Genomic DNA, 21,424 nt, shown 5'->3' with positions numbered 1-21,424 from the left:
GGCGGCATTGATGGCAGAACAGACCTCACCCGGGCGCGCCCTGCGCGACCGCACCCTTCCCGAGCGCGCGGGGTCTCAGCGCACGATCCCAGATCGTGCCGAAGTGGTCGTGGTGGGGGGCGGCGTCGTGGGCTGCGCCGTTGCGTACCACTTGGTGCGGCGCGGCATCACCGATGTGCTGCTGCTCGAGCAGAACCAGCTCACCTCGGGCACTACCTGGCACGCGGCCGGGCTGGCGGCGCAGCTCAAGGCGACCTACAGCCTGACCAAGCTGGCTACCTACACGGTGCGCCTGTTCGAGGCGTTGGAGGACGAGACGGGTCAAGCGACTGGATTCCGGGCGCCGGGCTCGATCTCGGTGGCCTCCGACGCCGAGCGCTGGGAGGAGATCCTGCGCGGTGCGTCGATGGGCCGATCCGTCGGCGTGGAATCCCGACAGCTCGACATGGACGAGCTGTCGGAGATGTGGCCGCTGATGCGCACCGACGACCTGGTGGGCGCGCTGTACCTGCCCGACGACGGGATGGTGTCACCGGTGGACGTCACGATGGCGCTGGCCAAGGGTGCGCGCTCCCGCGGATGCCGCATTGTCGAGGGCGTTGCCGTCACCGGGCTCGAGACCCGCAACGGCGCCATCAGCGGTGTCCGGACTGAGCTCATGCCCGGCACCGCAAGCGCCGCCGGTGAAGCCGCCGGGGGAGACCACCTGATCGAGACCGACACGGTGGTGCTGGCCACCGGCATGTGGACCCGCCACCTGGCCGCGCAGATCGGGGTGAACGTCCCGCTGCAAGCCTGCGAGCACTTCTACGTGGTCACCGAGCCGCTCGAGGGGCTCGACACCTCCACGCCCATCGTGCGCGACCCCACCAACTTCACGTACTTCAAGGAAGAGACCGGCAAGCTGATGGTCGGCTTCTTCGAGCCGGCCGCCAAGGTGTGGCGGCTGGGCGGCATCCCGCGCGACTTCAAGTTCGGGACGCTGGACGAGGACTGGGACCATGTCGGCCCGGTTTACGAGCGTTCGTGCCACCGCATTCCGGTGCTGGCCGACTGCGGGGTGCAGCTGTTCTTCAACGGCCCCGAGTCGTTCACGCCCGACGGCACCTACTACCTGGGCGAGGCCCCCGAGGTCGACGGCTGCTTCATCGCCGCAGGCTTCAACTCGGTGGGCATCCAGTCAGCGGGCGGAGCGGGCTGGGTGCTGGCCGACTGGATCGCCGACCGGCACCCGCCGATGGACCTGTGCGCAGTGGACATCCGGCGGGCCATGCCGTTCCAGGCCGATGAGACGTACCTCGGCGAGCGCATCAGCGAGAGCCTCGGGCTGCTCTACGCCATGCACTGGCCGTTCTTCCAGTACACGAGCGCACGCGACCAGCGCCGCTCCGCGCTGCACGATGCCATGGACACTGCGGGCGCGGTGTTCGGCGAGACGGCCGGCTGGGAGCGGGCCAACTGGTTCGCCGAGCCGGGCCAGGAGCGCGAGTACCGCTACAGCTACGGCAAGCAGAACTGGTTCGACAACTCCGGCAGCGAGTGCGATGCGGTTCGCAACGGTGTGGCGGTGTTCGACCAGTCGTCGTTCGTCAAGTTCACCGTGCGCGGCCCCGATGCGCTCGAGGTGCTCGACACGCTGAGCGTCGCCGATGTCGACGTGCCGGCCGGCCGGGCCGTCTACACGCAGTGGTGCAATGAGCGGGGAGGCATCGAGGCCGACCTGACGGTCACCCGGCTGGGCGACGACGACTTCTGGGTGGTCACCTCGGCTGCGTGCCAGACCCGGGACTGGGCCTGGCTGCGCCGTCACTGCCGAGGCAAGGATGTCGAGATTGCGGACGTGACCGACGACTGGGCGGTGCTCGGGCTGATGGGGCCGCGTTCACGGGAGCTGCTCGGCTTGGTGACCGGCGCCCCGCTCGACAACGAGTCGTTCGGCTTCGGCAGTGCTTGCCACATTGACATCGCGTCATCGGGGGGCCCGAAGACTGTCCTGGCGATTCGCATGAGCTATGTGGGCGAGCTCGGCTGGGAGCTCTACGTCCCCAATGCGGATGCGGTCGCGGTGTACGAGGCGCTCAGGGACGCCGCCGCGGCCGACGAGTCGCTGGAGCTGGGCCACGCCGGCTACCACGCCATGAACACGCTGCGCCTCGAATGCGGCTACCGCCACTGGGGCCACGACATCAGCGATGAGGACTCGCCGCTCGAGGCAGGGCTGGGCTTCGCCATTGCGTGGGACAAGCAGCGGGACTTCATCGGCCGCGCCGCGCTGGAGGAGCAGCGCCTGCTGCCACGAACGCGGCGTCTGATCCAATTCCGGCTCGAGGACCCCGACGTGCTCGCCTACCACGATGAACCCATCCGCCGCGATGGCGAGCTTGTCGGCCGCGTCACGTCGGCAATGTGGAGCTACACCGAAGATCGCTGCCTGGCGATGGGCTACGTGACCCATCCGACGGCGGACGGCCCGGAGCCGCAGGCAGTCACCAAGTCATGGCTCGACGTCGGCAGCTTCGACATCGAGATCGCCGACCGCCGCATCGAGGCCACGCCTTCGATCCGCAGCTTCTACGACCCCACCAACCAGCGCGTCCGCATGTAACCCGTCGCATAACTGCACAATCTGCAAGTCCAACTTTCAGGTTGTGCAACCAGATGCCCACAAACGCGCAGACATGCGCGGAGTGAGTGATAATTTGCGCGCACCGCATCGGCATGCCATGGGGTCGGCACCCGGGGGGCCCGGCCCGAACATGGCCCGGACAACTGGGGACCTGTCTATGAGTGAGCAGGCCCGGCATGGCTGAGCATGCCTGAACAAGCGCGCTGCGTCATCATCGGCGGCGGGGCGATGGGGGCCGGTCTGCTGTATGCCCTCGCGCACGAGGGCTGGACCGACACGATCCTGGTCGAGAAGGGCGAGCTGACCTCTGGGTCGACCTGGCACGCGGCCGGCCTGATCCCGAACTTCATCGGCGATCTCAACATGGCCAAGGTCCATCAGGAGGCCATCGCGCTCTACCCGCAGCTGGAGGCCGAGACCGGGCTGTCTGCGGGCTGGCATGGCTGCGGCGCCATCCGTTTGGCGCGCACGGCCGATGAAGCCGACTGGCACCACTACGTCCACGCCATGCTCACCCAGATCGGTGTCGAGTCGCATCTCATCGGGCCCGATGAGATCGCCGAACGGCACCCGCTGCTGACCGATCTTGACGACGTACGGCTCGGCTTCTTCACGCCCAACGACGGCTGGACCGATCCGTCGAGCTGCACCAACGCCATGGCGAAGGGTGCCCGCGATCTCGGCTGCCGGATCATGCGCCACACGTTGGTGACCGGCATGTCGCAGCGTCCCGACGGCAGCTGGGATGTCACCATCGTGCGTGGCGGTGCCGATCCGGGTCGGCGCCGCAACGGCACAGCAATCGAGTCTGGCGGCGACGACGAGCAGGACACGATCCACTGCGAGCACGTGGTGAACGCCGCGGGGCACTACGCGCCGCAGCTCGGCGCCATGATCGGGCTCGACGTGCCGATCGTGTCGGTCATCCACCAGTACCTGGTGACCGAGACCGTGCCCGAGGTGGAGGCGCTCGACTTCGAACTGCCGGTCGTGCGTGACCCGCGAGCCTCCTGCTACTACCGCCAGGAGATCGACGGCCTGCTCATCGGACCGTACGAGATGTCCGGGTCGCGGCCGTACGGCGTGGACGGCATCGACTGGGACCTGCACTTTCACCTGCCCGGCGAGGACCTCGACGTGCTCGAGGAATGTCTGGACTTCGCACAGCAACGCATCGGCGTGCTGTCGGAGGCCGGGATCAAGCAGGTCGTGTCGGGACCGATCACCCACACCCCCGACTCGGGCTATCTCATGGGGCCTGCACCGGGGGTGCGCAACTACTGGCACTGCAACGGCGCGTCCATCGGGATCACTCAGGGCCCAGGCGCCGGGAGGTTCCTGGCGCAGTGGATGGTCCACGGGCAGACCGAGATCAACGTGCGCGGCATGGATCCGCGGCGCTTCGGCGATCACACCGGGCCCAAGTCGCAGTTCGCGCTGGAGAAGGCGCTGGACGAGTACCACGAGATGTACCAAGTGCGGCTGCCGGGCGAGCAGCGCGACGCCGGTCGACCGGTCAAGACGACACCGCTGTGGGGGCGCTTCGACGCGCTGGGCGCGCAGTGGCAGGAGATCTACGGCTGGGAGCGACCGCAGTACTTCTCGCCCGAGGGCACACCTGAAGCGCACTCGTTCCGCCGCTCCAACGCTCATGACATCGTCGGCGCCGAAGTGCGCGGCGTGCGCGAACGGGTGGGCGTGGCCGACCTCAGCGCATTTGCCAAGTTCGAGGTGAGCGGGCGCGACGCCGCGGCACTGCTGGATCGGTTGTCGGCCAACCGCCTGCCGGGACGCGACGGCGGCATCCGACTCACCCACATGCTGACGACGCTCGGCGGCATCGAGTGCGAGATGACGATCGCCCGCCTGGCATCGGACCGGTTCTGGCTGGCCTCGGCGATCATGGGCCAGAGCCACGACCTGGACTGGCTGCGCGACCACATCGAATCAGGTGAGCAGGTCGAGGTGCGGGACGCCACCGACAGCACCGCCATCCTTGGCGTCACGGGGCCACGAGCGCGCGACGTGCTCGCGCCGCTGACCGACGCCGACCTCGGCAATGACGCGTTCAGCTGGCTCACCGCCCAGGAGGTCACGGTGGCCGGCGTTGCGACCAAGGCGCTGCGGGTGTCCTATGTCGGCGAGCTGGGGTGGGAGCTGCACTGCGGCATGGACGAACTGGACCGGCTGTACGACGCGGTCGTCGAGGCCGGTGGTCCTCATGGCCTCGTGCACTTCGGCAGCTACGCCATGAACGTGATGCGTATTGAGAAGGCCTACAAGGCGTGGGGCAGCGAGCTGACCACCGAGATCACGCCGATCGAAGCCCGCCTCGGACGATTCGTGGACTACAGCCGCCCGTTCATCGGCCGCGATTCGGCCGTAGCGCGTTGCGAAGCTGAAGAGAACGGCGAGCCGCTGTCGATGGTGCTCGTGTACTGCGAGGTGGACGCAGGCGACAACGACGTGCGCGGCAACGAGCCCGCATTCGCGCCCGGCAGCGACGAGCCCATGGGCATCGGCACCAGCGGAGCTTGGGGCCACTCCGTGGGCCGCAGCCTGGCGTTCGTCTATGTCGATCCCCGCTTCGAGGCCCCCGGCAGCATGTTCGAGTTGGACCTGCTCGGCGAGCGGCGCACAGCCACCGTGCTGGCTGAGGCCGCCTACGACCCCCGCAACGCGGCACTGCGAGCCTGAGATGAACTTGAGCGACAGCGACTCATCGTCGACCGAGGCCCCGGAAGCTCCGCGCCGACGCCGCGGCGGTGGCCGAGCCGGCCGCATCGCCGTGCGCGAAGCGGCTCCCGAACGCGACCGACGACCGGTCCGTCCAGGCTTGCCTGCGGGACGATTCAAACCGCTGACCGAGAGCGATATGCAGCAGGTGTACGACACCGCGCTCGGGCTGCTCGAAGACGTCGGCATGGGCGACCCCCTCGACGAGTTCGTCGAAGCGGCGACGCCTGTCGGCGGGTGGGTCGACGACAACGGACGCATCCACCTGCCTCGCGGCGTCGTCGAGCGCGCCATAGAGACTGCGGCCAAGGAGTGGATCTGGCACGGCTTCGACGACGACCAATCGGTGCACGTGGGCGGCGAGCACGTCTATTTCGGCACGTCAGGCGCTGCGGTGATGATGTACGACCACGAGACCGGCACGTTCCGCGATTCGCTTGCGCAGGACGTGTACGACTGCGGCCGGCTGGTGGACACGCTCGACAACCTGCACTTCTACGTGCGCACGGTGGTGGCCCGTGACATGGTCGAGACCCGTGACCTCGACATGACCACGGCATACGCCGTGATGTGCAGCACTACGAAGCCGGGCGGATCGTCGTGGTTCGAGCCCGAGTGGGTGCACGAGTCGGTCGAGATGTTCGACCTCGTGCTCGGCGGCGAGGGCGAGTTCGCGAAGCGCCCGTTCATCGCGGCGAACAACACCTTCGTGGTCCCACCGCTGCGCTTCGCGTACGACTCGGCGAGATGCCTGGTCGCACAGGTGCGTACAGGCATGCCCATCAACCTGCTGTCGGCCCTGCAGGCCGGCGCGACTGCGCCCGCAGCGCTCGCCGGTGCTCTGGCGCAGGCGGTGGCGGAGTGCCTCGGCGGACTGACCTTCGTGAACCTGCTGTCGCCCGGGCATCCCTGCCTGCTGGGCTTGTGGCCGTTTGTCTCCGACCTGCGCACGGGTGCCATGAGCGGGGGATCGGGTGAGGAAGGCATCCTCAACGCCGCCGCGGCCGAAGTCGGCCATTGGCTCGGGCTGCCCACCGGCGTCGCGGCGGGTATGACGGATTCCAAGGTGAATGACGCCCAGGCCGGCTACGAGAAGGGCCTGAACGTCGGGCTCGCCGGTCATGCCGGAGCGAACATCGTCTACGAGTCAGCGGGGATGCTGGCGAGCCTGTTGGCCTGCTCGTACGAGGCGCTGGTGATCGACAACGACATGCTGGGTGCCATCAACCGCACCGTGCGCGGCATCGAGGTCAATGCCGACACCTTGTCAGCCGAGCTCATCGGCGAGGTCATTGCCGGGCCGGGTCACTTCCTGGGCTCACCGCAGACGCTCGAGCTCATGGAGACCGAGTACCTGTACCCGCTGGTGTCCAACCGGGATACTCCTGAGGACTGGACCGAGGCGGGCAGTCGGGCTGCGCACGATGTGGCCCACGACCATGTGGTGGCCACCTTGGAGAGCCATTGGCCGTCGCACATCAGCCCCGCTGTCGACGCAGCCATCCGGGACGCCTTCCCGATCGGTCTGGCACCCCAAGGCCCAGCATTCGAGGCTGCCGCGTCCTAGCTTCGGCGCGCTCGCAGGCCGCTCGGGTCCGAGGCTCGGCCTCGTAGCGTGAAGCCGTGACCCGAGTCGCTGAACGGAACGTGGTGCTGACGGGCTTCATGGGCTCGGGCAAGACCACCGTGGGCCGGCTCATCGCGCGCGAGCTGGGCTGGACGTTCGTGGACACCGATGACGTGATCGTGGCCCGGCACGGACCGATCGACGCCATCTTCGCCGAGCAGGGCGAGGATGCTTTCCGAGCGTTCGAGCGAGAGGTGGCTGCTGAGGTCGCCCGGAGCCAGCATCACGTCATCGCCACCGGCGGCCGGATGCTGCTCGACCCGGCAAATGCAGCTGTGTTGACCGCCGCGGGCCGCGTCTTCTGCCTGATTGCCAATGCTGAGGAGATCATCGGCCGCCTGCAGGCCGATGTCGACGGCCCGGTGCGGCCGCTGCTGTCCGGCGACGACCCGGCTGCCGCTGTTGCCCGCCTGCTCGACGAGCGGGCGGCCGGTTACGGGCAGTTCGAGCAGGTCCGTACTGACGGCGGCACTCCGCACGACGTAGCGACGGACATCATCAAACGCCTCGAAGCCTGAATCGCATCAGCACAGGTCTGGCGGCGGTCGAACGGAGGCGGATCGTCGGGCGGCGTTCAGTCGGAAGCGACGATGCCGCGTTCGGCTAGGTCGGCAATCTCGCTCTCGTCGAGGCCGAGCAGGTCGCCCAGCACGGCGACGGTGTGCTCACCGGCGCGCGGGGCCGGGCCGCGCACGCCTACATCGGGCGAGTTGTGCATGCGGAATGGGGCAGCGATCGTGTCGAAATCGCCGACCTCGGGGTGGTGGATGGTCTCGAACGCTCCGGTGGCGCGCACCTGCGGATCCTGCGCTGCCTGTGCGGTGTCGTTGATCGGCGCCCAGATGCAGCGGTGCTCGTCGAGCCGCGGCATCCAGTAGTCGGATGGCTGCGACTTGAGGGTGTCGTCGATGTCGGCCAGCAGTGCGCGCATGGCCCGAAAACGCTGCCGGCCCGTCTGGTAGTCGGGGTTGTCCAGCAGGTCCTCGCGCTCGATGGCCTTGCAGAAGCGCTGCCACGCGTCGCCGGTGTCGGGCATGGTGAAGTGCAGCCACCGACCGTCTCCGCACTCGAAGGCTTCGAGCATCGGCGACAGGCCGCTCTCACGAGGTCGCTCGGTGTTGGGACGGCCGTCCACCAGCGACGTGGCCATGTCGATGGCGATGGTCCAGGTTGCCGTGCGCAGCAGCGAGGACTCCACGATCTGCCCTTCGCCCGTCACGTCCCGGGCGCGCAGCCCGGCCATGATCGCGCCGAAGAACGCCAGGCTCGTGGTGTGATCTCCCTGGCCGGGTCGGGCGTGCGGCGGGGCGCCTCCGGGAGGCGTCGAGGCGCCGTACAAGCCTGACCGGGAGAAGAAGGCCGTCACGTCGTAGCCCGGCCGGTCGATCTCGTCTCCCACTTCGCCGTAACCCGACAGCACGCCGATCACCAGGTCGGGTTTCAGCGACAGCAGGTCGTCGGTGCCCAAGCCGAAGCGATCACGGCGCTCGGGCAGCAGGTTCATGACCACGACATCAGAGGCCGCAACGAGGCGCCGTGCAATCGCTGAGCCGTCGGGGTCCTCCAGATTGAGCTGGATTGATTGCTTGCCCCGATTGATGAACTGGAACGCCACGTCAGGATTGTGCGCGCCCTCGGGCAGCTTGGCCTGCTTCATCAGCCCGCGGATCGGGTCTCCGCCGATGGCCTCCACCTTGATCACCTCAGCCCCGAGGTCGGCCATGATCGCCACCGCAGACGGTGCCGCAGCGAAATTCGCGAACTCGACGACGCGGATGCCCTCCAGCGGTGATGTCATCTCGATGTCTCCCAGATCTCGGTGACTCTGAATTCTGTCGCGGGTTTCGCCGGAAGACCGCCGAGCGCTCGGCACGCAATGGTCGGCACGGTCCGCCCGGCCTCCACGGACACCGTCCATGCCCGTCCGGCCTCAGCCGCGACGATCTCGACGTCCCAGCCGTCCCCGGAGGGCCGGAAGCGGACCTGGCGGGCCATGTCTTCGAGGGGCCAGCCGATCCGCGCGAACACGGCACGCTCGGCAACCTGCGCCGGCCCGGTCGGCGCCCCCCACCAGCCCCTGCAGCGCGATGCCATCGCGGCCGCATCGGCAGTCCGGTCCAAGATCGTGGCGACCTCGCCTGCTTCGATGCCGGCCCACATGCGGCCGTCAGGCAGCGTCATCGCCGTCGGGGCGAAGCGGTGGCCTCCGGTGTGACTGACGCGATACACGGTGACCCGCCCGCCAGCGGTCGGCGCGCCGGCATAGGGCTCGTCGACATCGGCAGCCCGGTACGCGCGCAGCACCGCTTCGAAATCGGCGGCGAGGCGCGTGCCTTCGCTGCCGCAGCACACGTCATGGCTGCCTTGGGTGCAGACGAGAACAGCCCGTTCGTTCGCGGCGTACCCGACAGAAGCGAAGCCCGCTCCCTGCGGTACGGGGTCTGCGGGCGAGTGATAGGCGAGGTGGGCGAACAGCCCACGGAGTCCCTCGGGGCCGTCGGCTTCGAAGTAGGCCGACTGGGTGCCCACCCCGACGCGCCAGTGCAGCACGACAGGGATCCGGCTGTGCTGGTCGCGTTCGTCGGGCGGCACGGCGGCGAGCACCCGGGTGGAACCTACGTGAAGACCCATCATGGGCTTGAAGCCCTCGAGCACGCCGTTCGCGAAGACCGGTTTCGACCATGGCAGCGGCACCTCCACCAGTGCCACGGCGTCGGCGGCGATCGAGGTGCCGCCCGGGTCGGTACCGATGCCGGAGGCGTGAGCTGAGCAGCGCGGCGCCTCGTCGGCCGCCGGCAGAAGCGCGAGCACATCTGGTTCGAGCGGCGGCGGATTCCGCAACGTCGGCCGCGCCGGTCGAGGCGCTGTGCCGTCCGGATCCGCTGCCATCGGGCCAGCATAGGAAGCCATGCCCAGACAGGCCGGGTGAACTCTGCCCTGAGCGACTGCGCCCCAGGACGTCCCAAAGGTGCTGCGGCTACGGCGCCAGGTGGGCTCGCGGTAGGTTCGGGTCGTGCCGTGGTGGCTGTGGGGGCTGATCATCATCGGGGTCTTCCTGCTGCTCGTGTTCATCCACGACAGCGTCCAGAAGCGCCACTCGATCCTGCGCACCTACCCGGTCATCGGCCATCTCCGCTTCCTGCTGGAGAAGATCGGCCCGGAGCTGCGCCAGTACATCGTCGCCCACAACGAGGAAGAGCGGCCCTTCAACCGGGACGAGCGGCGCTGGGTGTACTCCACCGCCAAGCAGCAGAACACCTACTTCGGCTTCGGCACCGACGACGAGATCGACAAGCCCGGCCACATCACGTTCCGCCACAGCCCGTTCCCGCTCGGCCGCACCGTGCCAGACGATGCGCCTCTGGCGTGCGGCAAGATCATGGGCGCCTGGCGAGAGCGCGAGAAGGCCTTCCGGCCGGCGTCGATCGTGAACGTGTCGGCCATGAGCTTCGGGTCGTTGTCGGGAACGGCAATCGAGGCGCTCAACCGCGGCGCGAAGCTGGCTGGCTGCATGCACAACACCGGCGAGGGCGGTGTCTCGAAGTACCACCGCAGCGGTGGCGACCTGGTGTTCCAGATGGGGACGGGCTACTTCGGGTGCCGGAACCCGGACGGCACGTTCTCGATGGACCGTCTGCTGGAAACCGTCGACGGGGCGCCGGTGCGATCCATCGAGGTGAAGCTGTCCCAAGGGGCGAAGCCCGGTGTCGGCGGTCTGCTGCCCGGGGCAAAGGTGAGCCCTGAGATCGCCGAGGCGCGCGGCGTGCCTGTCGGCAGAGACGTGGTGAGCCCCAGCCGCCATTCGGCGTTCGGCAGCGTGGCTGAGCTGGTGAACTTCGTGGAAGAGGTAGCCGGGGCGACCGGTCTGCCAGTCGGCATCAAGTCGGCGGTAGGCCAAGAAGCGTTCTGGACCGAGCTGGCCGAGCACATGGCCGAAACACGCCGCGGACCCGACTTCGTGACGGTGGACGGTGCAGAGGGAGGCACCGGCGCGGGACCGCTGGTGTTCACCGATCACGTCGCACTGCCGTTCTGGCGGGCGTTCGGCATCGTGCACCGGGCCTTCGGCGAGGCCGGCCTCACCGACCAGATCGTGATGATCGGCTCCGCCAAGCTGGGCTTTCCCGCCCCCGCAGCCCTGGCATTCAACATCGGGGTCGACATGATCGGCGTGGCTCGCGAGCCGATGATGGCAATCGGCTGCATCCAGGCGCAGCGCTGCCATACCGACCACTGCCCGACCGGCGTGGCGACGCAGAACAAGTGGCTCTCGCGTGGCCTCGACCCCACGCTCAAGAGCGTGCGGCTGGCCAACTACGTCATCGGGTTGCGCAAGGAGCTGTTCCGGCTGGCCGATGCCTGCGGCGTCGAGCACCCGGGTCTCATCGGAGGCGACAACGTCAACGTGGTCAGCCCGTTCGGCGATCTCATTCCTGCCCACCACGCCTTCGGCGTGACCCCGCAGCGCACCCACAGCCCAGCCCGCATCGCAGGCCTGCTGGAGGCGGTGAGCGCCCGTACGGCTGAGGACGCGCAAACCGACGCCGGAGCGCTGGCAGACTCTCTCGCATCGGAATCGTCAGCGGACGCCGCCTAGCCGCAGCCAACTGCGGCGTTCTCGTCGAGGAGGAGCCATGAGCCGTCCCTACGGCCACCCGATCCAGGCCAGCTCGCATGCCGCCGAGCGCATCACCGACGAGCACAAGGCGGTGTTCGCAGCAGACGGTGTGGTGAAGGTGACCCATGCGGTGTCGGACGAGTGGGTCGATCGGGTGCTCGGCGTGGCCGACCAGCAGCTGCGCGAGCCTGGCAAGTGGGTGTCGGACACGAATCCAGGAGCGCCGGAGAATCGGCTGTTCACTAGCCGGTACCGGTGGGAGATCGATCCGGTCATCGGCGATTTCGTGTTCAACTCGGGAATGGCGCAGATGGCCGCGGCGTTGATGGGTTCGGGTACGGCACGCTTCTACTTCGATCACCTGCTCATCAAGGAGCCGCGGACGGCCAACCCGACGCCGTGGCACCAGGACATCCCCTACTGGCCCTTTCTGGGCAAGCAGATCTGCTCGGCGTGGGTGGCGATGACGCCGGTGACGGTGGCGGAGAGCTCGCTCGAGTTCGTGCGCGGCTCGCATGGCTGGGACGCCTACTACGCGCCGGAGTCCTTCGACGGCAAGAAGGGCTTCATGGCCGACTTCGAAGGCGAGAAGATGCCCGATGTCGAGGCCGACCGAGCCGCCTACGACATCATCGGGTTCGACGTCGAGCCAGGCGATGCGCTGTTCTTCTCGTCGTGGATCATCCACGGCTCGCCGGGCAATGCGGGCGACCACCGTCGGGTGGCGCTGTCCACCCGCTGGCTGGGAGACGACGCGGTGTGGTATCCCCACCCCGGCTGCGATCCCATCGTGTCGGACGACGACACCACGTCAGTGCCCGGCGAATACCCCGCCGACGACCACAAGTTCCCGCTCGTCGCCGCATAGCGCAGCGGTCGCCCCCGGACGGGTCCCAAGCGACGGTGTAGGGGCGAGTAGTTTTGCCGTATGGACTACCCAGTTTCGGTTTCCGTCGACGCCCCGGATCGCGTAGCGAATTGGCGACCGCTTGTTCACTGGATCTTGCTGATCCCGCATTTCGTGATCCTCGCCGTGTTCCACGTGGTGGCCTGGCTGCTCGCGATCTTGACCATGCTCGCGGTTCTCATCACCGGCAAGCTTCCGGCAGGTATCGCGAACTTCCAGACGATGTACATCCGCTACTACCCGCGCGTGCTGTCGTACGTGCACATCATCCATCACCAGTACCCGCCGTTTGAGTTCTCTTCCTCGGCAGAAGATCCGGGCGGTTCGCCGGTGGCGGTGAATGTCGAAGTGGCGCCGGGGAACCGCAATCGTCTGGCAGCGCTGTTCCGTCCGATCTACGGGCTGCCACAGATCGTTTTCGTCACCGTCTACTCCTATCTCGTTGTCGTGGTGGTGACGATCGCGTACCTCATCATTCTGATCACGGGACGCTGGCCCACCGGCATGCGCAACTTCGTGACCGGGTTCTACCGGGCCCATGCGCGCTACCTGGCCTTCATCTACATGCTCACTGACAGGTACCCGCCGCTCAGCACCGCCGCATAAGACCAGTTCCCGCCTGCCGCTGGGCGATGCCCCGGCTGTTCTGAGCCTCCAAGTAGGTTCGGCGGCATGGCTTACCCGGCTTCCGTCACCGTCGAATCACCGGAGCGGATCGCCAACTGGCGACCCTTGGTCCACTGGCTGCTGCTGATCCCTCACCTCATCCTCTTCGAGATCCTGCAGCACATTGCCTGGCTGCTCAACCTGTTCGGTTGGCTCGCCATCGTGTTCACCGGCAAGCTGCCCAAGGGTTTGGCGGACTTCCAGTCCATGTACCTCCGCTACAGCATCCGGCTGTACGCCTACTTCGACTTCCTGCACGAGCGGTACCCGCCGTTCGAGTTCGACATGTCGGCGCCAGAACCCGGCGACACGCCGGTCGCGGTCGACTTCGAGCCTCAGCTCACCGACCGCAACCGCCTCACGGTGCTGTTCCGTCTGATTCTGGTGATCCCGGCCTTCGTGTTCACCGCGATCACCGGTCTCATCACCGCTGTACTGGTAGTGCTCGGCTTCTTTGCTGTGCTGTTCACCGGCCGCTGGCCCGACGGCATGCGCGGGTGGGTCGTCTCGTGGTTCGGGGTGAACCTGCGAATGAACGCCTACCTGCATCTGCTGACAGATCAGTACCCGCCGTTCAGCCTCGACGCCTGAACCGCCGGCAGCGCGGCTGCCGGCGACAGCGGACCGTCTTGCCTCGGCGTGTCGTTGCGGGCGATCTGCGGTGCCGCAGGGCTACCGTGCGGGCGATGAGCGAGGCCCGAGGTGAGTGACTGCCATGAGTGAGATGACCGGCGGCGAGGCCGTCGCGGCGACGCTGGCGCGCCTGGGCGTGCGGCACGTGTTCGGCATCGTCAGCGTTCACAACCTGCCGATCTACGAGGCGCTGTCGACCCATGACGACATCGAGGTGGTCAAGGTCCGCCACGAGCAGGCCGCCGCGCATGCCGCCGATGCCTACTACCGCGCAACGGGCGAGATGGGCGTGCTGCTGACCTCGACGGGGCCTGGTGCCGCCAATGCCGTGCCGGGCCTCTATGAGGCGGCGTTCACCAGCTCGGCCGTGCTCATGGTCACCGGTCAGACCGAGTCGCGCTTCTACGGCAAGGGCAAGGGCTTCCTCCACGAGAATGACCAGCAGGTCGAGATGCTGCGGTCGGTGTGCCGCAGCGTGGCATCGGTGCGCCATCCGAGCGAGATCTCGGCCGAGATTGCCCGCGTCGCCGACGACATTCGCACCGGCCGGCCGCAGCCCGGCGCCGTGGAGGTCCCGATCGACTTCCAGTACGCCAAGGTCGGCGAGGCGCCGATCGCAGGCTCTGCCGCGGTGCCACGTCTGCGACCTGATGATGCACTGCTTGACGATGCAGCCGAGCGTCTGGCGGCAGCGCAGCGGCCGCTCATCTGGGCTGGAGGCGGTGTTGTCAGCGCTGATGCCTCTCCGGAGCTCACGGCGCTGGCCGAGCGGCTCGGCGCCCCGGTAGTCACCACCATCGAGGGCCGCAGCGCTCTGAGCGAGCTGCACCCGTTGTCGCTGGGCTTCCGCTCGGACCGGCCTCAGATGGCCGACGTGTTCGCCGAGGCTGATCTGCTGCTGGCCGTGGGTACCCGATTCCAGAACTACGCAACCCGGGTGTGGGCGTTGGGCCTGCCCGACGAACTGATCCACCTCGACGCCGATCCTGGCGTGATCGGTCTCAACTACCCGGCGTCGCTGGCCGTCGTGGGCGACGCCAAGCTCAGCCTGGCCGGACTGCTCGAACGGCTGGGCGACGGAGCGCCCACCATCGACGACGGCTACGTGGAGCGGGCCCGCAAGCATCGCTCGTCGGACATGGAGGCGATGCGGGACGAGATCGGACCAGACCACGCGGCGATCTGCGATGCGATCCGCCGGATGCTGCCCGATGAGGCCCGCATCGTGCGTGACACCACGGTCCCTGGCTACATGTGGGGAAACCGCCTGCTGCCGATCGTGGCGCCGCGCACATCGATCCGGGCGGCCAACGCCGCTATCGGCCCCGGCGTGCCGATGGCTGTTGGCGCCGCGCTGGCCACCGGCCAGCCGACCGTGGTGATCCAGGGCGACGGCGGCTTGATGCTGTCGATCGGCGAGATCTCGACCCTGGCAGAGCATGGCCTGCCGGTCATCGTCTGCGTCTTCAACGACGGCGGCTACGGCGTGCTGCGCATCATCCAAGACGCGCTGTGGGACGAACACCACGGCACCGAGATCGGCGGCATCGATTTCGTCGGCGTGGCCGAGGCGATGGGTGTTCCCGGCAAGCGAGTCAGCAGCGTCGCCGAGTTCGAATCTGCCTTCGGCGAAGCGGTGGTTCGGGCCAGCGGCGACGCCGGCCCGGTCGGGCCGTCGCTGATCGACATCGATCTCACTGCGCTGATCCCGATCACGTTCCCGCTCCCAGCCCACCAGCGCCGCCGCGAGAGCTGAGCGGTACTCGTGCCGTCGCCATCGAGCGGCAATATGCCGCTCCTGCAGTAGCTGCCGGCTAGAGGCCGGAGGTGTCGGCTTCGGGGTCGAAGTAAGTGCGGCCGGCCAATTCCATGACCGGCATGGCCACCATGAAGTGAGCCGAAGCAGTCTGGGCGTCGCGCAGATGGCGCTGCAGCGGTGATGCTTCGAAGACGGCGGTGCCGCCGACGGCGGCGTTCATGGACTGCGTGACGCGCAGACTCGTCTGCATCGCATGGGTCGTCGCGGTGCGCAGGTCACGCCGCAGTTCCAGATCCGACAGACCGTGCTGCGCCCGCTCCCACGCAGCGTCAATGGATGCATACAACAGATTCCGCGCAGCGCGCACTTCGGTGTCTGCGACCGCCACTGCCGAATGCAGCGACGGCCGTTGGCCCAGCGTGCGCCGCGAACCCTGGGGCACCTTCGACTTGGCGACGTCGATGACTTCATCGACACAGGCGCGGGCCATGCCGAGCGCGATCGCGCCGATCGGCAGCGCCAGCAGGCCGAACAGCGGCATGCGGTACAGCGGTTCAGCGGCGTATGAGGACTTCAGGATGGTGCGCTCGTAGGCGATGCGGGAGGCGGGAAGCCAGACGTCGTGAGCTTCGAATGTGCTCGATCCGGAGCCTCGCAGCCCGCTCGTATACCAGTCGTCGTGCAACTCGATGTCGTCGGGCCGGAAGAACGCCCTGCCCAGCGCCGGCCGGGGGCCGTCGCCGCTGTCGATCTGCACGCCCCCCGAGATCCATTCCGAGTTGTGGGAGCCCGATGCCCACGCCCAGCGGCCCTGCACCCGGTAGCCGTCGGCACCGTCGGGCCCCGGCGCGGCGGTCGCCGTCCCTGAATGAGCGAACACGCCGGCGGTGATGACATCGGGGTTCTCCAGGATCTCGGCGAGCTGGGGCGCCTCGAGCGCAGCGAACATGATCTGTGAGGTCGATCCGATGAACGTGCACCACGCTGCAGATGCGTTGCCCATCGCCAGCACCTCGCTGATGTTGGCCACGACCGCGGGCGACAGGCCCATCCCGCCGAGCGCCGGCGGGACGAGCGTGCGGTAGAAGCCATCAGCGGCCAGCGCATCGGCCAGGTCCTGCGGCAGCTGCCGCAGCGTGTCGATCTCAGCGCTGCGCTCCCGCAACGTTGAGCCCCACTCTGCGGCCAGCGCCAGCATCTTGTCGCTGGTGACGCCGCTCATGACGCCGCCGCCGGTGTGCAGTCGAACGGCACGCCCAGCTCGTCGCCGACGCGGCTCAGCGAGCGGACCACCGATGCGGGATAGCTGACCGTGCCGGCAGCACTGCGCCGGTCCATCTCGAGTTGCTCCAGCTCGCCCGGCAGGTACACGGTCTGGCCAGGCAGCACGTCCTCTTCGCCTGCAGCCCGAATCTGGCCGACCATGTCCTCGATGTCGTCGTAGTAGCCCTCACGGTCACGGAATACGCCCGGGTCCATCAGCAGGAAGAACTGCCCTCGCCAGCCGACCGCCACGTCACCGGTATGGGCTGATCCGGCCAGGATCCCCGCAGCGATGTTCGACGCCGTGATCATGCCGATGCCCTTGTAACCGCCGATTGCCGGCACGATGCCGCGCATCGCCACATCGGGATCGACCGTGGGGTTGCCGTCCCGGTCCAGGAAGCCCCACTCCACCGGGATCTCCGCGCCCTCGGAGCGAGCCCGCAGCACCTTGCCCAGCGCAACCGGCGTGATCGCCATGTCCAGCACGATGGGCGGCTGGTCGCGGCGGGGGAACGTCCACACGATCGGGTTGTTGCCGAACAGCTTGCGACGGCTGCCAAAGGGCGCCAGGTTGGGCACCGACGTCGTGGTGCCGTAGCACACGAAGCCGGCCTCGGCCGCGTGGTACGGATAGTTCGCCCCGCATCCCCAGTCGTTGGAGTTGCGGATGACCCCCACAACGAGCCCGCTCTCTTTGGCCGCTTCGATGAGCTGCTCCATGAAGCGGGTGATCACCAGCTGGCCGAGACCATGATGCCCGTCGGCCACCAATACCGACGGTGTCCTGGTGACGATCTCGCATTGGGCAGCCGGGTCGGTGGTGCCGTCACGGAACCAGTTGACATACCAGCTGACCCGCTGGAAGCCGTGGGTGTCGACACCGCGCCGGTCCGACCAGAGCTGATTGTCGACCACGGTTGCTGCATCGTCGGCAGCCATGCCAGCCGCCACGTAGGCAGCGATGCCCCACGGTCGTAGCTCGTCGAGGCGGAACGACACGGGCGCGCTGTCGTCGCCCTCCGCAGGCCGGTCGTCGGGAATCCCCCGGGGCAGTGTCTCGCTGGGCGTGCCTGATTCGGTCATGTCGGTCGCTCACCCTCCGCCGGGTTCGATGCGTGTTTCTACTCGCAGACGCGCCGGACGGCGGCTACAGCGCTTCGATGACGGCCGTGGCGAAGCCGTCTGTGTTGCCGTTGCCGCCCTGGTCCGGCGTCAGATGCTCGCCCGCCTCGTACACCTGCGCCAGCGCCCAGTCCAGCCGGTCCGCCGGTGCCTCGAGCCCGAGATGGCGCAGCATCATCTCGGCTGACTCCAGCGTGGCCGTCGGGTTGATGATGCCCTGTCCGGCGATGTCCGGGGCGGTGCCGTGGGCCGATTCGAAGTACGCCCAGTCGTCGCCGTAGCAGCCCGACGGCGCCAGGCCCATGCCCCCGATCGTGCCAGCGCCCTGATCGGACAGGATGTCGCCGTACAGGTTGGGCAGCAGCAGCACGTCGAGGTCGTGCGGCCGCACCACCAGCCGGTGGGCCATGTCGTCGATGATGAACTGCTCGTACTCCAGTCCCGGGTATTCCTGCGCCACCTCGCGGGCGATGTCGCAGAACCACCTGTCGGTCGCCGGGAGCATGTTCGTCTTGGCCGAGACGGTCAGCTTGCCGCCGCGGCTCAGCGCCAGCTCAGCGGCGAAGCGGGTGACCTGCTCGGTGCCGGGACGAGTGATGATCTTCGCCGCGAAGCGCCCGTTGGCGGCATCGGGCGGGACTCGGGAACGGCCCTCGGTCAGTCCGGCGTCCAGCAGCGCCTTGGCGGGGCCCATGACGCCGACGTACATGTCCTCGAGGTTCTCGCGGACGATCACGTAGTCGATCCCCTCGGGTCGGGCCAGCGGCGAGGCATAGCCGGGACGCCAGCGCACCGGCCGCACGTTGGCGTACGTGCGCTTGCCCCAGCGCATGAAGCCCGCTCCCGGGGTGGTGCCGTTCGACGAGCCGAACAGCACCGTGTCGGCAGCGTCGATGTGCCCACCGACCAGCGCTTCCCGCTCGTCGGGCGTCAGCGCTGCCAGATCGTCGCCCACCGGTACGTGGTCCCAGTCGATGGGCAGGTCCAACGCATCCAGCACGCGCAGCGAGGCGGCCATCGCTTCGGGCGCGGCGTCGTCGCCCGGGATCACGCACACCCGGTGTCGCCGTTGGTCGGTCATGGGCGCCGACGCTACGTGGCAGGGCAGGTAGCCGCGCTGCCCGGGGGCGACTACCAGCTGGGCTTGGTGACCATCACCACGATCGCGGCAACGATGACCAGATTGCTCACCGCACTCCACAGCTCAGCCCGTCGCCGCAGTCGCTCAGCGTCGCCCGCTGGTTCGGGGCTGCCGGGCTGGGCTGCGGCTTCCAGTGCGGCGGCGAGCCTGGCGCCCGTCGGACGCACGGCACCGTGTGCGATGGCCAACCAGGCGAAATAGAGGACGAACGCAATCGTCACCCAGTCCTGCCGGAAGTTCCAGGGTCCGACGATCACGGCGACAACGCCGGCGATGCCGGCGAGGTAGGCAGCCATGTCGATGAGACGGTTGGAGGCGAATTCGAACGAGCGCCGGACGGCCGCCGCCGCGTCCGGTCCTTCGGCCCAGGCACGCCGCAGCATGACGGTGCCCACGGCGCTGCCGCCGAAGCCCACCACTGCGCTGGCCAGATGCACCACCAGCACCGCCTGATACCAACCCGAATCCACTCCCAAACCGAGAAGCGACCCACCGAAGCCAACAGCCATGTCCGCGAGTATCGCCGCCAGACGCACTGACGCCATATCGGGTGCAGTTCGAAGGGTCCGGATGGGCAGTGGTAAGTTCGCTGTGCCGCACAGACACGGCCGGATCTCCAGGGGGAAGGGGAGTCCATGCCGATCGAGTCATCAGGCCACAGCGCTGGCAACCCGAGGCTGTACGAGGTCATCGAGGGTGCGCCCAAGGAAGGCGCCAGCCCGACGATCTGGGCTTGGCCGCAGATCATCGACTATCTCAAAGTTGCCGGGCAGCCAGTCCAGGGGCCGTGGCCGCCACACCAGGAACGCCGTCCCGATCCAGACGCCGAAGGCATGCCGAGGGCGGTCCCCGACCCCGGCGGCCCGGGCGCGCCCTAGACGAGGAGCGGTCGCATGTACCCATCCCGATTCCGCTACGAGGCGCCCTCGACCGTCGCTGAAGCAGTCGCCCTGCTCGCCGCGAACGGCGACGCGAAGATCCTGGCAGGAGGCCAGAGCCTCATCCCCATGATGAAGCTGCGGTTCGCCGCGCCGACGATGCTGGTGGACATCAACGGCATCGCCGGCCTCGACTACCACCGCCCCGACGGCGACGGCACCTACCGGATCGGGGCGCTGTGCCGTCACGCCGATCTCGAGAAGTCGGCAACGCTCGCCGACCACCAGCCCACCATTGCGGCCGCAGCTCCTGTCGTAGCCGACCCGCTCGTGCGCACCCGGGGCACGCTCGTCGGCTCGCTGTGTCACGCCGACCCCCAAGGCGACTGGGCCTCGGTGATGGTGTCGCTGGGCGGATCCATCGTTGCCGAAGGCCCGAATGGGCGCCGGGCGATCCCCGTCGACGACCTCATCGACGGCCCGTTCCAGACGGTGCTGGCCGACGACGAGATCGCCGTCGAGGCCGTGGTGCCGGCGGCGATCGGGACGAGAGCCGGCGGCTACCTCAAACTCGAGCGGCGAGTCGGCGACTTCGCCACCGTGGGCGTGGCCGTGTCCGCCGAGATGTCGGGAGACACCGTCTCCCGGGCAGGCATCGGGCTCACCGGCGTCGGGCCGGCGACCATCAACGCCTCCGAGGCGGCTGGCGCTCTCGTCGGCACTGCACTCGATGCAGACGCCGTCGATGTGGCAGCCCAGCTGGCCGCCGAGGCGGCGCAGCCACGCTCCGACCATCGGGGGAGCGCCGACTACAAGCGCCACGTCGTCGCCACCTTCGTGAGGCGCATCGGGGCGCAGATCCGGCGATCCCAACAAGAGGCGGCCTGACATGAGCACGTTGTTCGAAGAGGTCCCGCCGAGTTTCGGTGATGACGTTCCGGTTCGCCGGGTGGAGCTGACCGTGAACGGCGAACGGCGCGCGGCCGACGTCGAGCCGCGGCTGCTGCTGGCGCACCTGCTGCGCAACGGATTCCGGCTGACGGGAACCCACACCGGTTGCGATACCACCAACTGCGGCGCCTGCACCGTGCTGTACGACGGCGTGCCCGTCAAGAGCTGCACGATGTTCGCCGTCCAAGCCGACGGTCATGACGTGCTCACCGTCGAAGGCCTGGCGACGGCGAGCGAGCTGCATCCGATCCAGGAGGGATTCAAGGACGAGCACGGCCTGCAGTGCGGCTTCTGCACCCCGGGGATGATGCTCTGCGCCAAGGCCCTGCTGGACGACAACCCGAACCCCAGCGAGGACGAGATCCGCTGGGCGCTGTCTGGGAATCTGTGCCGCTGCACCGGCTACCAGAACATCGTCAAGGCGGTGATGTGGGCCGCAGAGAAACTGGGCGGCGCCGCTCCTGACGGCGACGAGAGCGGAGAGGAGGGCTGAG

At 68.1% G+C, this 21,424-nt stretch carries 18 protein-coding genes; 12 read left to right on the top strand and 6 right to left on the bottom strand.

The window, feature by feature from the left end:
• Positions 1-10: 10 nt before the first annotated feature.
• The 4 genes from ACOGI5_RS02300 to ACOGI5_RS02285 all read left to right on the top strand — a co-directional run bounded on the left by ACOGI5_RS02300 (position 11) and on the right by ACOGI5_RS02285 (position 7,507).
• Complete coding sequence (locus ACOGI5_RS02300; protein ID WP_419862857.1) at positions 11-2,605, top strand: GcvT family protein; 2,595 nt, start codon at positions 11-13, stop codon at positions 2,603-2,605.
• Positions 2,606-2,812: 207 nt separating this feature from the next.
• Entirely contained in the window at positions 2,813-5,323 is a 2,511-nt protein-coding gene (locus tag ACOGI5_RS02295; RefSeq protein ID WP_419862856.1) for a GcvT family protein, read from the top strand.
• 1 nt (position 5,324) lies between these two features.
• Positions 5,325-6,929, top strand: a complete 1,605-nt coding sequence (locus ACOGI5_RS02290) for a trimethylamine methyltransferase family protein (protein WP_419862855.1) — start codon at positions 5,325-5,327, stop codon at positions 6,927-6,929.
• Between the two features lie 56 nt (positions 6,930-6,985).
• Positions 6,986-7,507 carry a shikimate kinase gene (locus tag ACOGI5_RS02285; RefSeq protein ID WP_419862854.1) on the top strand — a complete coding sequence of 174 codons (522 nt, stop codon included), beginning with the start codon at positions 6,986-6,988 and terminating at the stop codon, positions 7,505-7,507.
• Positions 7,508-7,563: 56 nt separating this feature from the next.
• On the opposite strand, the gene ACOGI5_RS02280 is transcribed toward ACOGI5_RS02285, so the two are convergent.
• Positions 7,564-8,787, bottom strand: a complete 1,224-nt coding sequence (locus ACOGI5_RS02280) for a CaiB/BaiF CoA transferase family protein (protein ID WP_419862853.1) — start codon at positions 8,785-8,787, stop codon at positions 7,564-7,566.
• Positions 8,784-9,878 (bottom strand): sucrase ferredoxin, encoded by a 1,095-nt coding sequence (locus ACOGI5_RS02275; RefSeq protein WP_419862852.1) that lies wholly within the window; start codon positions 9,876-9,878, stop codon positions 8,784-8,786. Before ACOGI5_RS02275 ends, ACOGI5_RS02280 begins: the two co-directional genes overlap by 4 nt.
• Before the next feature lie 124 nt (positions 9,879-10,002).
• Between ACOGI5_RS02275 and ACOGI5_RS02270 the strand changes: the two genes are divergently transcribed.
• From ACOGI5_RS02270 to ACOGI5_RS02250, 5 genes are all read left to right on the top strand, one after another.
• Complete coding sequence (locus ACOGI5_RS02270) at positions 10,003-11,586, top strand: FMN-binding glutamate synthase family protein (protein WP_419862851.1); 1,584 nt, start codon at positions 10,003-10,005, stop codon at positions 11,584-11,586.
• A gap of 37 nt (positions 11,587-11,623) precedes the next feature.
• Positions 11,624-12,475, top strand: a complete 852-nt coding sequence (locus ACOGI5_RS02265) for a phytanoyl-CoA dioxygenase family protein (RefSeq protein WP_419862850.1) — start codon at positions 11,624-11,626, stop codon at positions 12,473-12,475.
• A 60-nt stretch (positions 12,476-12,535) separates the two neighbouring features.
• On the top strand, positions 12,536-13,120 hold the full coding sequence (locus ACOGI5_RS02260; protein ID WP_419862849.1) for a DUF4389 domain-containing protein: 585 nt from the start codon (positions 12,536-12,538) through the stop codon (positions 13,118-13,120).
• Positions 13,121-13,186: 66 nt separating this feature from the next.
• On the top strand, positions 13,187-13,771 hold the full coding sequence (locus ACOGI5_RS02255) for a DUF4389 domain-containing protein (RefSeq protein ID WP_419862848.1): 585 nt from the start codon (positions 13,187-13,189) through the stop codon (positions 13,769-13,771).
• A 124-nt stretch (positions 13,772-13,895) separates the two neighbouring features.
• Complete coding sequence (locus tag ACOGI5_RS02250) at positions 13,896-15,569, top strand: thiamine pyrophosphate-binding protein (RefSeq protein WP_419862847.1); 1,674 nt, start codon at positions 13,896-13,898, stop codon at positions 15,567-15,569.
• A gap of 58 nt (positions 15,570-15,627) precedes the next feature.
• On the opposite strand, the gene ACOGI5_RS02245 is transcribed toward ACOGI5_RS02250, so the two are convergent.
• The 4 genes from ACOGI5_RS02245 to ACOGI5_RS02230 all read right to left on the bottom strand — a co-directional run bounded on the left by ACOGI5_RS02245 (position 15,628) and on the right by ACOGI5_RS02230 (position 19,610).
• Positions 15,628-16,794, bottom strand: a complete 1,167-nt coding sequence (locus ACOGI5_RS02245) for an acyl-CoA dehydrogenase family protein (RefSeq protein WP_419862846.1) — start codon at positions 16,792-16,794, stop codon at positions 15,628-15,630.
• Positions 16,791-17,921, bottom strand: coding sequence for an Ldh family oxidoreductase (locus ACOGI5_RS02240; protein WP_419862845.1), 1,131 nt, complete (start codon positions 17,919-17,921; stop codon positions 16,791-16,793). The genes ACOGI5_RS02245 and ACOGI5_RS02240 overlap by 4 nt, the downstream gene beginning before the upstream one ends.
• Before the next feature lie 64 nt (positions 17,922-17,985).
• Entirely contained in the window at positions 17,986-19,041 is a 1,056-nt protein-coding gene (locus ACOGI5_RS02235; protein WP_419862844.1) for an isocitrate/isopropylmalate dehydrogenase family protein, read from the bottom strand.
• A gap of 50 nt (positions 19,042-19,091) precedes the next feature.
• Positions 19,092-19,610, bottom strand: a complete 519-nt coding sequence (locus ACOGI5_RS02230) for a DUF2269 family protein (RefSeq protein ID WP_419862843.1) — start codon at positions 19,608-19,610, stop codon at positions 19,092-19,094.
• Between the two features lie 126 nt (positions 19,611-19,736).
• Here ACOGI5_RS02230 and ACOGI5_RS02225 point away from each other — a divergent pair, with 126 nt between their 5' ends.
• Genes ACOGI5_RS02225 through ACOGI5_RS02215 form a run of 3 tightly spaced genes read left to right on the top strand, consistent with a single transcriptional unit; the run spans position 19,737 to position 21,423 of the window.
• Positions 19,737-19,979 (top strand): hypothetical protein, encoded by a 243-nt coding sequence (locus ACOGI5_RS02225; RefSeq protein WP_419862842.1) that lies wholly within the window; start codon positions 19,737-19,739, stop codon positions 19,977-19,979.
• A gap of 15 nt (positions 19,980-19,994) precedes the next feature.
• Positions 19,995-20,867 carry an FAD binding domain-containing protein gene (locus tag ACOGI5_RS02220; protein WP_419862841.1) on the top strand — a complete coding sequence of 291 codons (873 nt, stop codon included), beginning with the start codon at positions 19,995-19,997 and terminating at the stop codon, positions 20,865-20,867.
• Between the two features lies 1 nt (position 20,868).
• Positions 20,869-21,423, top strand: a complete 555-nt coding sequence (locus tag ACOGI5_RS02215; RefSeq protein WP_419862840.1) for a (2Fe-2S)-binding protein — start codon at positions 20,869-20,871, stop codon at positions 21,421-21,423.
• The last annotated feature ends 1 nt before the right edge of the window (position 21,424 follow it).

Origin of the sequence: Candidatus Poriferisodalis sp., assembly GCF_965208925.1 — a bacterium.
GTDB lineage: Bacteria > Actinomycetota > Acidimicrobiia > Acidimicrobiales > Poriferisodalaceae > Poriferisodalis.
This window is presented reverse-complemented; position numbering and strand designations above follow the sequence as displayed.

Coding starts and splice junctions, on each gene's coding strand:
- ACOGI5_RS02235 (WP_419862844.1), bottom strand. CDS start 19,041: ATGACCGACCAACGGCGACACCGGGTGTGCGTGATCCCGGGCGACGAC.
- ACOGI5_RS02275 (WP_419862852.1), bottom strand. CDS start 9,878: ATGGCAGCGGATCCGGACGGCACAGCGCCTCGACCGGCGCGGCCGACG.
- ACOGI5_RS02280 (WP_419862853.1), bottom strand. CDS start 8,787: ATGACATCACCGCTGGAGGGCATCCGCGTCGTCGAGTTCGCGAATTTC.
- ACOGI5_RS02225 (WP_419862842.1), top strand. CDS start 19,737: ATGCCGATCGAGTCATCAGGCCACAGCGCTGGCAACCCGAGGCTGTAC.
- ACOGI5_RS02290 (WP_419862855.1), top strand. CDS start 5,325: ATGAACTTGAGCGACAGCGACTCATCGTCGACCGAGGCCCCGGAAGCT.
- ACOGI5_RS02260 (WP_419862849.1), top strand. CDS start 12,536: ATGGACTACCCAGTTTCGGTTTCCGTCGACGCCCCGGATCGCGTAGCG.
- ACOGI5_RS02250 (WP_419862847.1), top strand. CDS start 13,896: ATGAGTGAGATGACCGGCGGCGAGGCCGTCGCGGCGACGCTGGCGCGC.
- ACOGI5_RS02265 (WP_419862850.1), top strand. CDS start 11,624: ATGAGCCGTCCCTACGGCCACCCGATCCAGGCCAGCTCGCATGCCGCC.
- ACOGI5_RS02245 (WP_419862846.1), bottom strand. CDS start 16,794: ATGAGCGGCGTCACCAGCGACAAGATGCTGGCGCTGGCCGCAGAGTGG.
- ACOGI5_RS02220 (WP_419862841.1), top strand. CDS start 19,995: ATGTACCCATCCCGATTCCGCTACGAGGCGCCCTCGACCGTCGCTGAA.
- ACOGI5_RS02240 (WP_419862845.1), bottom strand. CDS start 17,921: ATGACCGAATCAGGCACGCCCAGCGAGACACTGCCCCGGGGGATTCCC.
- ACOGI5_RS02300 (WP_419862857.1), top strand. CDS start 11: ATGGCAGAACAGACCTCACCCGGGCGCGCCCTGCGCGACCGCACCCTT.
- ACOGI5_RS02295 (WP_419862856.1), top strand. CDS start 2,813: ATGCCTGAACAAGCGCGCTGCGTCATCATCGGCGGCGGGGCGATGGGG.
- ACOGI5_RS02255 (WP_419862848.1), top strand. CDS start 13,187: ATGGCTTACCCGGCTTCCGTCACCGTCGAATCACCGGAGCGGATCGCC.
- ACOGI5_RS02230 (WP_419862843.1), bottom strand. CDS start 19,610: ATGGCTGTTGGCTTCGGTGGGTCGCTTCTCGGTTTGGGAGTGGATTCG.
- ACOGI5_RS02215 (WP_419862840.1), top strand. CDS start 20,869: ATGAGCACGTTGTTCGAAGAGGTCCCGCCGAGTTTCGGTGATGACGTT.